Raw genomic sequence first — 14,453 nt, forward strand, 5'->3', positions numbered from 1 at the left:
AGAAGTTGTGTTTGCTATTAACAAATTAATCAATAAAATGTTAGTGTATGAATTTAATGGAATAAGTGAGTTGGTGCGTATTTGGGGAGTCGTTACTCTCAAGAAAGTTTTATGCTTCTTTTTCCGTTCTCCTAGTGGCTTCCGTATACCTATCATTTTTGTAAATGGTAAATGATCGGTGTATATGAGGAAAAAATGTGAAATTGAGCTCATAATTGAAAAGGCTAGGTGAAACATTTAATGGAAGAACTATGAGAATAACGGACAAATCGTTAGTTGAGCAGCAAAAGATATCTGAAACAGAGCTCAGTCAAAGGCTTCAGCTTTTTCGACTTACTTCGGATGATCTCAATGAGATTAGAACAATAAAAAACATGATTGGCAGAGAGTTGGATAAAATTGTGAACCAATTCTATGAGCATCAAACGCACACGCCAGATGTACAAAACTTGATTGGTGATTCTGGAACCTTACAGCGCCTGATGTCAGCGCTGAGACAGTATATTACAGATCTTTTTAACAAAGAGATCGACTTAGACTATGTTGAGCATCGTTTGCGCATTGGGCTCGTGCACAAGCGAATTGGTGTCGATCCTAAACTGTATCTATCCGCCGTTAATTATTTGAAAGTCACGCTTTCAGAAACCATTAAAAAGAACATTAATGATCAAAGCTACGCTGATGAGCTGAGTGACATTCTAGAGCGATTAATAGAGTTTGATGTGTCTTATGTTTTTGATACTTACATTCGAAGCATGATGAATGAAATCGAAATTGAAAAGAACAAATCCAATATGTACGTCAATGATCTAGAGTCATTGGTTCAAGAAAGAACCAAAAGCCTTAAAAAAATGACTCGGTTAGACCCTCTAACCAACTTGTACAATAAAAGAGCATTTGATGAGTTTTCAAGCAGGTTGTTTTCGGATGCCCAACAGAGGGATGAGCCGATTTCGCTGCTCTATATTGATGTTGATGATTTCAAAGAGTTTAATGATGAGCATGGCCATGAAGATGGTGACAGTGTGTTAGTCGCACTATCTGATAGTATGCGAGGAGTATCAAGGAGCGTTGATTTGTGTTTTCGTATGGGGGGAGATGAATTTGTTGTTGTCATGCCTAATTGTACTAAAGATGATGCAAGCCTGAATTATATTCCTAGGTTAATGGAAAACTTGCACACCATACGTAACGATATCTCTTTAAGTATTGGGGTCGCTCAATCTGGTCCCAAACATTATACTTCAAACACTGATACACTTATTCGTGCAGATAAAGATATGTATTTAAAGAAAAAAAGGCATACTGAAGAGTCGGAAAAACAGCCACTGAAGTGTGTGGTTGCTAAAAAATGAGGCCTGTCTGATTTTTGGTTAAATAGAAGTTGGTTTTGACCACCGGCGAGTGAGCAATCGCACTCGCCTAGAACATTTATGGCCTTCACTTGGTATAACGATAGGCTAAGTTAGCCTGCTCATTTTATTCTCCTATATCGTTCTTTGCTTAATGAGTCGCAATAAAAAATAGCTGGGACTCATATTTACACTCTTACAGAAAGGAGGAAGTAAGAAAGTAAATCTAGTACCAGCAAATTCGTGTGTCTTACATTTATTTTTTTGTTACTCACTTCAACACTAGGTGAGTATTTCTATTAAATCAAGCTCATATTGTGTGCGTAAGTTTATCCAGTGAAATGAGTGCATTTAGTCATGTCTATTTTTATTGACTAACAGCAGATCGCAAGGAAGACTTTCCAGTAATGCATCGGTTGTGCTGCCAGACCAAAAGCGAGATGTCGCGCTACGTTGGCAGGCGCCCATAATGAGTATATTGGCCTTCATTTGAGAGATCGCCTTGGGAAGTGCTTCCTCCGGGTTACCATCAGGCATATGTATGGGCAGGGACTGTAAGTGCTTCTTCCCAATGAACTCTTCCAACCCTTTCTTTTGATTTGCTAAAATTTGAGCTTTATACCTCATTAAGTATGGTGCCACGTAACAACAGTAAATAAGTGATACTCTCGCGCCATATTGTTCTGACAACCAATTCCCTCTTGCCGTCACCGCCATATCTATTTCGCACTCTTGATCTTCTCGATGGAGAGGGTCAATGGCGCACAAGGTTTTTATGTTGCTTGCCCAGTATTGATGGCCGAGCAAGAGTATATCGCACGAGATTTTTGACATTTCCGGTAAGAGCTTGCGAACATTCATGGTGGCATCGACGATGAGTAAATCAGTACGATGACGAATGAAAGACACCAATAAGTTTACCCAGTTGTTGCCTTCTATAGGCTCAAATTCAATCTCTGGTACCGTAATGTCTTCATCAGCGCAGTATTCGGCAATTTTGTCTTTAGTGGCAGCAATCCAAAGCTGTACTTCCTTGATTCTCTGTTCGATTTGCTCTGGATCACTGCGTAAAAAGTCTGAGAATAAATGATCGTCCCCTCTACGGTGATCTTGAATCAGCACAGTGATTTTTTGATTTTTAGCAAGCACTAGTAATTTCGCTAGCACTTTTTTCGACGGAGTTTTGCGTTGATGTGTCAAGAAGTAAGTTGAGCCCATATCACACCCTTTTGATAGCGTCATTTCAAAGACGACTGGACATTTTTCAGAAATTCTATGAAGTTACTACTACAACTAGTATAGGTGTTAAGACAAATGGACAATGTGAAAGAAATGGAAACTCCTGAAAATAGAACAGCAAGGTTGTCTGAGTTTCTTAAAACGATAGAAACAAATGAGGACTTGAGTTACCTAGAGAGCTTACAAGAAGATGAAATTGCCAGCATTTTAGAATCCGTGAGCAATGCTTTGAGGAAAAAAATCATTGCTCATATTCCTGTTGAAAAATACTGGGGAACATTGCACCTCGTACAATATGAGACCGCAAAACACATTCACCAGTCCCTTTCACCTGAGCAACTTCAATCTTGTCTTACTCAGGCGAAGGAAGCAGATGTACTCACGTTTGATGAGCTGCTTCCCCGAGAATTTGTTGATGAGTTCCTCTTAGATCAGAGTGAGGACACAGCCAGTTATTTGCAGCAGGCGCTTTCATTTTCGGATAATTTAGTAGGACGCTACACCACCCCTCAATTTCTTGTGGCTAATGCGCGAAATAGCGTAAAAGCTCTAAAGGAAGAAATGGTTAAGAAGTTTGAGACCCCGATTCGGCTGATAATTGTAAGAGACTCGAAAGGCATTCTAGGTGCGATTAGTCCCGACAGTTTACTGGTACAAGAAGGGCATATTTTGTTAGGGGCTCTGGTTTCCCCAACGCCATTATTGGATAGCCATCAGGATATTAATGAGGTCAGTCAACAGCTCGCTATTGATGGTACGCTCCAGTGGTTTCCTGTTTTAACGAATGGAAAAGTCACGGGAGTCCTCTCCATGTATAACTTGGTGAGCGCGCTAAGGGAACTGAACTTAAAGGCGGTAGTGGCAGACAATGTGAAAAGTGAAGAAGACTTGTTTACCCCCTTGAAAGTTGCTGCAAGATTAAGGGCGCTTTGGTTGGTCATCAACTTGTTAACGGCCTTTCTTGCTTCTGCCATTATTGGGCTGTTTGATAACGTTATTGAGCAAGTCGTCGCTTTAGCGATATTGATGCCGGTTGTTGCAAGTATGGGGGGGATTGCAGGAAGTCAGACATTAGCGGTTGCCCTAAGGGGTATCGCTCTAAATCACCTACACCAAAGTAACTTGAAGCTACTACTGAATAAAGAGTGTCGCATCGCCGCTATAAATGGTGTCGCTCTTGGGGTACTGATTGCTGTTGTGGTTTATTTTGTTTTCTCAAGTATCGCTTTAGCTATCATTATTTTTTGTGCCATTGTCGTCAATAGTCTAGCGGCTGCAGGCTCGGCAACACTGATCCCATTTCTACTCAAAAAGCTAAACATAGACCCAGCAGTGGCTGGTTCCGTTATTCTAACAACCGTTACCGATGTTGTAGGTTTTTTAGTTTTCTTAGGCTTAGGCTCACTTTTACTGATTTAAGAAAATGATATTCGCTACTCGCCTGACAGCAGAGCGGCTATCGGTGAGTGTCGTCACTATAGATTGAAAGTAAAGAAGATGGATTCCATCTGTAAACTATACTTAATCGAGTGTTTTAAAGCGGGTTAATCACTGGTAAGGAGTATGGCTTGTTGGATGGGAACAAGGTGGTTGTGGGCTGGAGAGAATGGGTTAGCCTGCCACAGTTAGGTATAGAAAGAATCAAAGCCAAAGTCGATACAGGGGCTCGTACATCTTGCCTCCATACGTTTTCGATTGAGGAATTCAGGAAAAGTCATCAAGCTTGGGTGCGTTTCTGGGTTCATCCCAATCAAGCTGATGAACAGACAGTGGTGCAGTGTGAATCGCCAGTCGTTGACCAGCGCTTAGTCCGAGACTCTGGTGGGCACCAAACGCAGCGTTATGTTATTGAAACATTACTGGTTGCAGGCGAGCTTTCATTCCCTATTGAAATGACACTGACCCCTAGGGATGACATGAAATTTAGGATGCTTCTAGGAAGAACTTCCTTAGCTACCAACATACTTGTGGATCCTGCCAGCTCTTTTTTGCTTTCTAAGGAGTAGTGCATTGTGAAAATAGGCATTTTATCTAGGAATAAGAACCTTTATTCAACGAAGAGGTTAATCGAAGCATGTAGAGAACGAGGCCATGACCCTAAAGTGATTGATGCACTTAGGTGTTACATGAACATAAATTCTCATTCTCCATCAATCCACCTCAAAGGAGAAGAGCTAGCCGGTTTGGATGCGATTATTCCTCGCATTGGCTCATCTGTTACCTTTTATGGCTGTGCGGTTCTACGGCAATTCGAAATGATGGGAGTATTTCCCGTTAATGAGTCTGTCGCGATAACTAGATCAAGGGATAAATTACGTTCGTTGCAATTACTCTCTCGGAAGAATATAGGTATGCCTATTACAGGTTTTGCCAGTAAACCAAGCGATATTAAAGATCTAATAAAAATGGTTGGAGGCGCGCCACTTGTCATCAAGCTATTAGAAGGGACACAAGGGATTGGTGTTGTGCTCGCGGAAACTCAAAAAGCGGCTGAAAGTGTCATTGAGGCTTTTATGGGGCTTAAAGCCAATATCATGGTACAAGAGTACATAAAAGAGTCCGGAGGAGCAGATATTCGCTGCTTTGTGATTGGTGACAAAGTGATCGCTGCGATGAAGCGTCAAGCCCAACCCGGAGAGTTTAGATCGAATTTACATCGGGGAGGCAATGCATCCCTCATTAAAATCACGCCCGCAGAGAGAAAAACGGCTGTTGATGCAGCTAAAGTTATGGGGCTCAATGTTGCTGGTGTCGACCTTTTACGTTCTGAGCGTGGTCCTCTGGTCATGGAAGTGAACTCTTCTCCTGGTTTGGAAGGTATAGAAACCGCTACGGGGAAAGATGTTGCGGGGATGATCATTCAGTATATTGAGAAAAATGCCAGCCCACATAGGACAAAAACTCGTGGCAAAGGTTAGTAAAAATCAGCCATTTCATTGCGGTGATGCTGTAGTTATGCCCGGCGAAACTCAAACTATCGACTTCGAAGTGGCACGTTTATATACACATTCCACTCTCTCTGTTACGGTTGAAATCGTCAATGGTCGCCTTGCAGGCCCTACGCTCTTGGTCAGTGCGGCGATTCATGGTGATGAACTCAACGGTGTTGAAATTGTCAGACAGCTGATTGCTAAGACCGACCCTAAGAAATTGAAAGGTACGTTAGTCGCGGTGCCGGTGGTCAATGTGTTTGGGTTTGTTCAAAAGTCGAGATACTTACCAGACAGAAGAGATCTAAATCGGATGTTTCCCGGCTCTCCGCGAGGCTCAATTGCGGGAAGGATTGCTCACTATTTCTTTAACGATATCGTAAAAAAATCTACTCACATCATCGATTTACATACCGCTGCTATCCATAGAACAAATTTACCTCAGATAAGAGTCAACATGAATCATGCTGTGTCTGCAGAAATGGCGATGGCATTCGGTACGCCGGTTGTCATAGATGCCTCACTTCGTGATGGTTCTTTACGTGCAGAGGCAGAAAAGGCAGGTATTTCTGTCATTACTTATGAAGCGGGTGAGGCGCTGAGGTTTGAACCTTTTGCGATAACAGCGGGGATTCGGGGGGTACAGAGAGTTATGCGGCACCTCTCTATGTTACCCCATGGGAAGCTATCTCACGCGCGCTCCCCTGTCGTAGCAAGGGCTACACGCTGGGTGAGAGCTGAATTTGATGGAATCTTACGTTCTCATGTCGCACTTGGGCAAAAAGTGGACAAAGGGCAAGTGTTAGCCATTATTAGTGATCCGCTTGGAAATGATGAAGTGGCCGTGAAAGCCGCTCAAGGAGGGATAATCATTGGTCAACAAACCTTACCTCTCGTCAATCAAGGAGATGCAATTTATCACCTTGCTTACTTTGAGGAGTCAGATGAGCTTGTTGAGGAAAAAGTGGAAAATTACCTAGGGGATGTGCTTGATGATCTAGGCAATGAAATTAAGTACGGCATTGGAAAAATGTGAATGACTAGCATGCCTTGCACATAGCTAGGTTGACGATGGCTTTTGATTTATCTCTTTCACTCTGTTTTTGGGGAGCGATTAGGCTTCGCATTGATATCGTCGAGGGTAATAAAAAAGGCGCTAGCTCTGAGCTAGCGCCTTTCCAAACGTTTGGTGGAGCTGGCGGGAGTTGAACCCGCGTCCAAAAACCATTCATCTTTGGTACTACATGCTTAGTCGATCTTTAAATTCACCAAGTACCTGCGAACCGACACGCCAGTAAATGACTATCCTGAATTAAAATTCGCCGTTCATCTCTCAGGCGGGAGAATCCGGGCTAGCGCGTTTGGGTTTGATCTCTCGTTGGTCCCCGTCTTACGTGCGGAAGCTAGGGCGAGAGAGCTCTGAGCAGGTTATTAAGCTGCTAGTGCGTAGTTTTCGTCGTTTGCGACTATTTTTTTGCGGCTTTTTACGTGGCCAACCGCCCCACGGCATGCACCTTAGACTGCAAAATTCCTGTCGAATCCTAAATCAGCCCCAAGTGTTCTTTGCATAGTACCAGAAAAGCATAACCTGTCTAGACTTGTGCGTTTAAGTGCTCAATATTAGCGCAGTGAACTCTTCATTACGCGTGCTTTTTCTCGAGCCCAATCTTTTTCTTTAAGATCAGTACGTTTATCGTGCAGCTTCTTACCTTTCGCGACGCCAATTTTCATTTTCACCCAAGAACGAGACCAGTAGAGTGAAAGGGCTGCGAGTGTCATACCTTCGCGATTGATTCGACCTAATAGGTTATCAAGCTCACGGCGGCTCATAAGTAGTTTACGCACACGAGTAGGGTTCGCCACTACGTGTGTCGATGCTTGGTTTAGAGGGGTAATGGTCATGCCACTTACAAAAGCTTCTCCATCTCGCATAAATACGTAGCTTTCTGCGATATTGGCTTTGCCTTGACGTAGGGCTTTAACTTCCCAGCCTTGAAGCTCCATTCCTGCTTCAATTTCATCATCGATGAAATATTCGTGGCGAGCTTTCTTATTGACAGCGATGGTATTGCTACCCGCTTTTTGTTTCGATTTTTTCTTTGCCATAATGGTTGCATTATACGGTTAGGAATCTAGTTATGAAATCCCTTTATTTGCGCTTAATGCAAATAAAAGTAAAAATAGTGCGTGCCTGTCGTTTAGGCGTGTGTTTTGAGGAGTCTATATGAAGCAAGTCAGCCGTTCTGCGTTGGTATCATTCAGTGCAGAACAGATGTTTGATCTGGTAAATGACGTGGCCAGTTATCCTGAGTTTTTGCCAGGTTGTTCCGGGTCGAGAGTGATTGAGTCCAGTCATTCTGCAATGGTAGCTTCCGTTGATGTCTCAAAGGCTGGGATCAGTAAAACGTTCACTACATCGAATGAATTGGTGAGTGGTGAAGCGATTCTCATGAATCTAGTGGATGGTCCTTTCAAAACGCTTAAAGGAGGGTGGTTCTTTACCGCATTAGATGAGAAAGCTTGCAAGGTTGAACTCAAACTAGAATTTGAGTTTTCTAGCAAGATGATTGAAATTGCCTTCGGCAAAGTTTTCAATGAGTTGACCAGTAATATGGTCAATGCGTTCACTCAGCGCGCTAAGCAGGTGTATCCGTGTTATGAGTATTGAGTCTGATATGATCCACGTAGAGGTAGTATATGCATTACCTCAGGAGCAACGTGTTTACACGCTAGTCGTGAATAAATCGATGACAGTCGAAGAGATTATTAAACAATCTGGTGTTCTAGAACAGTACCCTGAAATTGACCTAGCAAAAAACAAAGTTGGTGTCTTTAGCCGTAACGTCAAGCTTGAGACCACAGTTCGAGATAAAGACCGTATCGAAATTTATCGCCCACTTTTAGCTGATCCGAAAGAAATTCGTCGTAAACGCGCTGAGCAAGCAAAAGAATCAGGGGCAGCTGACCCAGTCACTGGCGGTAAAAAGAATCCGTTGAGGAAGGAAGGGTAAATTCAATCGTCTTAGGTTGTGCCTGTCATCTGAAGATAAGCGCAGGGCTGTGACTGCGGATAAACAAAAGGGTTGACGAACAACGCCAACCCTCAAATACACGCTTTGCTTTAGTTGATACCTTCAAAGAAGTCCGAACTTGGTGGGAAGTCACCATTAATATCTACCAATTGGCCTTTATCATTGAAGTTCACGATCAAGTTCTTCTGAATCGAGTCTTGGTGACCTTCTGTGTGATGATAAATGTAGTACCAAGTATCGGGATAACCATTTTCAATAAGCATGGGTGAGCCCATTACAAAACGTACCTGTTCTTTGGTCATACCAAACTTAAGCTGATCGACGGCTTGCTGCTCAACATAGTTCCCTTGGTTGATGTCGATTCGGTAAACGAGCTTTTCTACCAGAGAGCAGCCTGTCAACAGTGTCATAGAGAGTGGTACAGCGATAAGCCACTTTTTCAATTGCATACGGATAAATTCTTGTAACGGATATGTCTCAAATTGGGCTGATAATAAACAAGCTGAGCGCTAATGTAAAAAACTCATCTTGTTTTGAACTGTTTCAGACCACGATTTTTGAATTTAGTTGCAAACTCATACCAAAATTTCCCTAAGTCGGAACTTTGTTTTTAAGTTGAAAGTCAGCCATAGAGTCTATCAAGCTGCAATCAGTAACTCTTTTGCATTCGCCAAGGTCGACTCTGTAATTTCACTTCCACCAAGCAATCGAGCCAACTCGGATACGCGCTGCTCGTTATTCAATGAATGCATCTGAGTTTCTGTTTTGCCGGCTTTGGTTTGCTTAGCAACGAAGAGCTGTTGATGTCCACACCCCGCCACTTGAGGTAAGTGAGTAACACAGAGAACTTGTGTCGACTCGCCAAGCGTGCGAAGCATTTTACCTACAACAGCTGCCGTTGGCCCGCTGATTCCCACATCAACTTCGTCGAAGATTAAGCTAGGAGTATCGACTTTCTGAGCTGTGATCACTTGTATTGCTAACGATATACGAGAAAGCTCACCACCAGAGGCGACTTTTGCAATAGGCTGCATGGGCTGGCCAGGGTTGGTTGATACCATAAAGCAGACATTATCCATGCCGAGTGGTGATGGGTGTGTGCATTGTTTGTCTATTTCAATACTGAATTGGGCCTTTTCCATACTCAGCTCATGCATGCTGGCGGTAATCAATTTATTGAGTTCTTTGGCATAGCGGCTACGAGATTTATGTAGTTTTTCTGAGGACGTTAAGAAAGATTGATATTTTACTTCAACCGCTTGCTCTAATTCTTCCAATTTTTCATCGGAGCAGTCGAGAGCTTCGATCTGTGTGAGAAGATCTTGGTGGTGCTGATATAGCTCATCCGGAAGGACATGATGTTTACGCGCCATCGACATAACTTTTGAAAAGCGTTCCTCGACAAAAGCCATACGCGCAGGATCAACATCGATATTATCAAGATAACTACGCAGTTCATTATTAGCTTCTTCGATCTGAATAATCGCCTCTGATAACATGTTAGGTAACTCAGAGAGAGCTTCATCCAGTTCAGCGAGCTGGGTTAAGGTGCTACTGGCTGATTGGAGAATACCAAGCGCATTAACTTCTTCACCTTCGTAAATAAGCTCGATGGCTTGTTGGCAGGTGGCCGCAAGTTCTCCGCTGTTAGACAATCTTTTGTGTTCCTGTTCGAGTTCTTCATATTCATCCTCGCCAAGAGAAAGCTCATTAAGCTCTTTTATTTGATATTCAAGAAGTTGTTTTTGCGCGAGATTTGCAGCGCTATTTTCTTTTAACTGCTTGAGGTTGTTATCGGCTTGACGCCAATTTTGATAGGCATTACGAGTGCTTTTTAAAAGGTTTGTATGGCCAGCATATTGGTCCAGCATCGCCATCTGATAGTCACTTTTCATCAATTGGTGATGTGCATGCTGACCATGGATATTAATCAGAAGTTGTCCAAGTGCTTTCAGTTGTGAAAGGGGGACTGGACTGCCATTGATAAAGGCTCTTGAACGGCCTTCTTTGTTGATTATGCGACGTAATATACAGTCGCTGCCTTCGAGAAGATCATTATCTTCTAGCCAACGCGTTGCGTGAAGATTGTTTTCAAGAGAAAAAGCAGCACTGACTTCTGTCTTTTCTTCTCCTTGTCGTACCATGCTGGCTTCTGCGCGCCCACCGAGGCAAAGGCCTAAGGCATCGATGGCAATAGACTTACCTGCCCCCGTTTCCCCAGTGATTGTTGTCATGCCATGAGATAGCTCCAGCTGTAGAGATTTAACAATAGCGAAATTATTAACACTTAGATGAGCCAGCATTTTGTTGTACCTGTTTAAATGAACAATACTGTATAAGAAGACAGTATATACTGTTTCTTTATACAGTAAAGGAGGGTGTGAAAATTTTTGTGACCGAACGCGAATTTCATTTACGTCAGTCGGGAGGGGGAATTTTGTCTTGGTGAATGGGGTTAAGGTTATATTGCTAAAGCTTTGCCTTGATTTGATAAAGAAAAGGGTTGGCATATTACGCCAACCCTTCGATACCCCAGTTGATTTGCTAGAACAGTTTACTCGACCAACCAAGTTTATTGCGCAGTACATGATAGTAGCTGTAGTCCTTGGGGTGGATCAGTTTGAGTACATTAGGGCTTTGATAAATATGGATTTCGTCACCAGGGGAAACGGGCAGAGAGACTTGGCCATCACAGCCGACTTCTTGAGTCCCTCGGTTATCCGGAGATACCACCAGTTTAATACGACGTTTACTGTCTACGACTAACGGACGGCTGGATAAAGTATGCGGGAACATAGGTACAAGCGAAATAGCATTAAGACTTGGCGATAGGATAGGGCCGCCACCGGACAATGAATAGGCTGTAGAGCCAGTGGGCGTAGAGATAATTAGCCCGTCTGCACGCAGAGAAAAGGCGAAGCTGTCATCAATATACACTTCGAATTCAATCATATGGGCGACTTGCCCAGGGTGAAGTACGGCTTCATTGAGTGCGGCATTATGACTTTTTACTTGTCCATGACGGTGGACTTCAGCTTCCAGCAAAAAGCGCTCTTCTTCGATGAACTCACCTTCAAGCACTTTTTTAAGTGCCGACTGAAAATCTTCTGGGTTGAGATCGGTCAGAAACCCAAGGTTTCCTCGGTTTACTCCAATCACTGAGGTATTAAAGCGTGAAAGCACTCTGGCGGCCCCCAACATGTTGCCATCACCACCTACGACAATTGCCAAGTCAGCCGTTTTACCAAGCTGAATTAGACTCGCAAAATGTTCATCCGGGACATCGTCTAAAATTTCCGCTAGCCTATCGTCAATAAAAACCTGATACCCTTCCGACTGAAGCCAGAGGTAAAGCTCTCTGTGAGTCTGAATAGCTTGCTGATCCCGAGGTTTACCAATGATGGCGATCACTTCAAAAGGCTTTTTCATAGGTTTTCCGCACTAAATAGGCTTGATTCGACAATCTTCATCCCCATAATAATGGCAAGTTAGCTATTTATGCGAGTTTTTGTGTATCTAAACGCAATAAACGTGAAGCGTTAGGTACCAATGGGTATGTATTCTGGAGATATCATGAGCAACGAAGAAAATAAAGTTACAGAAGAAGAGCTAGATCAAATCATCGAAGAAGCAGAGAAAGTGGAAGCCGCAGCGCAAGAGGCTGAAGCTGAGCTAGAAGAAATTGGTGATGAGAAAGACGCTAAGATTGCTCAACTAGAAGCAGCGTTACTGACTAGCGAAGCGAAAGTTCAAGAACAGCAAGATAGCGTACTGCGTGCAAAAGCCGAAGTCGAAAACATGCGTCGTCGTACTGAGCAAGAAATCGATAAAGCACGTAAATACGCGTTAAATAAGTTTGCCGAAGAGTTACTGCCGGTTATCGATAACCTAGAGCGAGCGATTCAAGCGGCAGATACTGAAGCGGAAGTAGTTAAACCACTGCTTGAAGGCGTAGAATTGACGCATAAAACGTTTGTAGACACGGTGGCTAAGTTTGGTCTAAAAGAGATTAACCCTGAAGGCGAAGCGTTTAACCCTGAAATGCATCAAGCGATGTCTATTCAAGAGAGCCCTGACCATGAATCAAATACTGTGATGTTTGTCATGCAGAAAGGTTACGAGCTTAATGGCCGTGTGATTCGACCTGCTATGGTAATGGTTGCTAAATAACCTTGATACAGAACGTGTTTTAAACGGAAGAGAGGCTTAGGCCTCTCTTTTTTTATCTTATTCGATTGGTTGTGTTTGTTTCTAATAAATGGTTGATTTGGTGAATTATTCTTGGTGTTAAATTTAACCAAAAAATTAATTTCTGATTTGAAACTTGTAACATTATCGTAAACAAAGTCTTTATTTTGTAACCTTTGTGTGTATTATGTGCGAACTCTGTCGGGAAAACTGGCGGAATAAACTATAAAACCATAAATTAAAAACACAACATTCTGGAGATGGATGATGGATAAATCGCTTTCAAGCAAGATTTTTGTAGGCTTGTTTGCTGGTCTACTGATCGGTACTGCGATCCAGTACTTATTTAGCGGGATTGCAATTTTTGATACTTACCTTCTAGGCGCTGCGGAAGGTGCTGGTGGCATGTTCGTATCACTGATCAAGTTACTTGTTGTTCCTTTGGTATACGTTTCAATCGTGTGTGGCATTGTTGATTTGAAAGACATCACTGCGTTTGGTCGTCTTGGTGGTAAAACCTTCGCCCTATACATTATTAATACCATCATCGCGATTACAGCGGCACTGACTGTAGGTATGATTTTCCAGCCAGGTGCTGACGCTAACCTAGCTGGTACGATTTCAGAAACAGTAAAACTAACGACAACGGAAACGCCTGATATCTTCTCCCTAGTGGTAAACATCGTACCAAGTAACCCTGTTCAGGCGTTTGCTAATGGCGATATGCTACAAATCATCTTTATGGCAATCCTAACAGGCCTAGCGATTCAGGCGCTTGATTCACGCGGTGGGCCGGCTATCCGCACATTCAAGATGGCGAACGAAATCATGATGAAGCTTGTTGGCCTTGTTATGAGCCTTGCTCCATATGGTGTGTTTGCGCTGATGATTCAACTAGGCGCGACACTAGATGCTAACACGCTCATGTCAGTAGCAGGCTATGTAGCGCTTGTTGTGGCTATGCTCGTGTTCTGGATCTTCTTCTTCTACCCAATGGCAGTAGGTATTGCGACAGGTACTTCTCCAAAGACGTTCTTACGTGCTACTCGTGAGCAAATCCTATTCTCTCTATCGACAGCAAGCTCGAATGCGACTATTCCTGTAACTATGCGTACTTTGACGGAGAAACTACAAGTTTCAAAATCAGTTGCAGGTTTCGGTGTACCACTGGGTGCAACCATGAACATGTCTGGTGTGTCTATCTACATCGCACTGGCAACTATCTTCGTTGCAAACGCATTTGGTCAACCAATCAACACGGCTGACGTGTTCACTCTAGGTCTTACTATCCTGCTTCTATCTATTGGTGCTGGTGGTGTTCCTGGTGGTGGTGTTGTTATGGTTGGTGTTCTTCTTCACCAACTGGGTCTTCCACCAGAAGGTCTGGCAATCATCGCAGCAGTTGACCGTATTAACGATATGTTCTGTACCTCTTCTAACGTAGTGGGTGATACCGCGGTAAACACTATTGTTGCAAAAACTGAAGGTGAAATCGGTAAAGAAGAAGCACAAGTTGAAGGCAAACCTGCCCAAGCAAATGCTTAATCTCTAACGCATTGAAAATTAAAAGCGAGCCATATGGCTCGCTTTCTTGTTAAAGACCTAAATTTTTTTCACTTTTTTTTACTTTTTCCCTTGAAAAGTCATTTGACGCCCTTATTTATTGGGCATAGAGAAGCAAACATCATTATTTTTGTTTGTGAGCAAGGGTT

Annotated in this window: 14 protein-coding genes and 1 other RNA gene; 9 read left to right on the top strand and 6 right to left on the bottom strand. The window is 43.0% G+C overall.

All coding sequences use genetic code 11. The features are described 5' to 3' along the window. Positions 1-251: 251 nt before the first annotated feature. Positions 252-1,355, top strand: coding sequence for a GGDEF domain-containing protein (locus tag CTT30_RS03350; protein WP_252036035.1), 1,104 nt, complete (start codon positions 252-254; stop codon positions 1,353-1,355). A 348-nt stretch (positions 1,356-1,703) separates the two neighbouring features. Here CTT30_RS03350 and CTT30_RS03355 read toward each other — a convergent pair whose 3' ends face one another. Continuing rightward, a complete protein-coding gene (locus CTT30_RS03355) occupies positions 1,704-2,570 on the bottom strand; it encodes a universal stress protein (protein WP_252036036.1) in 867 nt (288 codons plus the stop codon). A 96-nt stretch (positions 2,571-2,666) separates the two neighbouring features. Here CTT30_RS03355 and CTT30_RS03360 point away from each other — a divergent pair, with 96 nt between their 5' ends. From CTT30_RS03360 to CTT30_RS03375, 4 genes are all read left to right on the top strand, one after another. Further along, positions 2,667-4,010, top strand: coding sequence for a magnesium transporter (locus tag CTT30_RS03360; RefSeq protein ID WP_239867361.1), 1,344 nt, complete (start codon positions 2,667-2,669; stop codon positions 4,008-4,010). 152 nt (positions 4,011-4,162) lie between these two features. Further along, a complete protein-coding gene (locus CTT30_RS03365) occupies positions 4,163-4,597 on the top strand; it encodes an ATP-dependent zinc protease family protein (protein WP_252036037.1) in 435 nt (144 codons plus the stop codon). Between the two features lie 6 nt (positions 4,598-4,603). Further along, positions 4,604-5,509 carry a 30S ribosomal protein S6--L-glutamate ligase gene (gene rimK / locus CTT30_RS03370; RefSeq protein WP_239837489.1) on the top strand — a complete coding sequence of 302 codons (906 nt, stop codon included), beginning with the start codon at positions 4,604-4,606 and terminating at the stop codon, positions 5,507-5,509. After that, positions 5,496-6,557: a succinylglutamate desuccinylase/aspartoacylase family protein gene (locus CTT30_RS03375; RefSeq protein WP_370689707.1), complete on the top strand. Its 1,062-nt coding sequence runs from the start codon at positions 5,496-5,498 to the stop codon at positions 6,555-6,557. Before rimK ends, CTT30_RS03375 begins: the two co-directional genes overlap by 14 nt. Positions 6,558-6,708: 151 nt before the next feature. Here CTT30_RS03375 and ssrA read toward each other — a convergent pair. Together ssrA and smpB are read right to left on the bottom strand one after the other, a co-directional pair. After that, positions 6,709-7,075, bottom strand: a transfer-messenger RNA (tmRNA) gene (gene ssrA / locus CTT30_RS03380). Between the two features lie 66 nt (positions 7,076-7,141). Beyond that, a complete protein-coding gene (gene smpB / locus CTT30_RS03385; protein ID WP_008081122.1) occupies positions 7,142-7,627 on the bottom strand; it encodes an SsrA-binding protein SmpB in 486 nt (161 codons plus the stop codon). Between the two features lie 118 nt (positions 7,628-7,745). Here smpB and CTT30_RS03390 point away from each other — a divergent pair, with 118 nt between their 5' ends. Then, complete coding sequence (locus CTT30_RS03390; RefSeq protein ID WP_252036038.1) at positions 7,746-8,189, top strand: SRPBCC family protein; 444 nt, start codon at positions 7,746-7,748, stop codon at positions 8,187-8,189. Next, positions 8,179-8,532 (top strand): RnfH family protein, encoded by a 354-nt coding sequence (locus tag CTT30_RS03395; RefSeq protein WP_252036039.1) that lies wholly within the window; start codon positions 8,179-8,181, stop codon positions 8,530-8,532. The genes CTT30_RS03390 and CTT30_RS03395 overlap by 11 nt, the downstream gene beginning before the upstream one ends. 110 nt (positions 8,533-8,642) lie before the next feature. Here the strand turns inward: CTT30_RS03395 and bamE are convergent, their stop codons facing one another. The 3 genes from bamE to nadK form a co-directional block, all read right to left on the bottom strand. Further along, positions 8,643-9,002, bottom strand: a complete 360-nt coding sequence (gene bamE, locus CTT30_RS03400) for an outer membrane protein assembly factor BamE (RefSeq protein WP_239837510.1) — start codon at positions 9,000-9,002, stop codon at positions 8,643-8,645. 189 nt (positions 9,003-9,191) lie between these two features. After that, on the bottom strand, positions 9,192-10,856 hold the full coding sequence (gene recN, locus CTT30_RS03405; protein ID WP_252036040.1) for a DNA repair protein RecN: 1,665 nt from the start codon (positions 10,854-10,856) through the stop codon (positions 9,192-9,194). A gap of 241 nt (positions 10,857-11,097) precedes the next feature. Next, entirely contained in the window at positions 11,098-11,982 is an 885-nt protein-coding gene (gene nadK / locus CTT30_RS03410; protein ID WP_252036041.1) for an NAD(+) kinase, read from the bottom strand. 144 nt (positions 11,983-12,126) lie between these two features. Here nadK and grpE point away from each other — a divergent pair, with 144 nt between their 5' ends. Further along, positions 12,127-12,723: a nucleotide exchange factor GrpE gene (grpE, locus tag CTT30_RS03415; protein WP_239867380.1), complete on the top strand. Its 597-nt coding sequence runs from the start codon at positions 12,127-12,129 to the stop codon at positions 12,721-12,723. 285 nt (positions 12,724-13,008) lie between these two features. Continuing rightward, positions 13,009-14,286, top strand: a complete 1,278-nt coding sequence (locus CTT30_RS03420; protein WP_239837646.1) for a dicarboxylate/amino acid:cation symporter — start codon at positions 13,009-13,011, stop codon at positions 14,284-14,286. Positions 14,287-14,453 lie beyond the last annotated feature (167 nt).

This window comes from Vibrio coralliilyticus, assembly GCF_024449095.1.
In the GTDB taxonomy this organism is placed as follows: Bacteria; Pseudomonadota; Gammaproteobacteria; order Enterobacterales; family Vibrionaceae; genus Vibrio; species Vibrio coralliilyticus_A.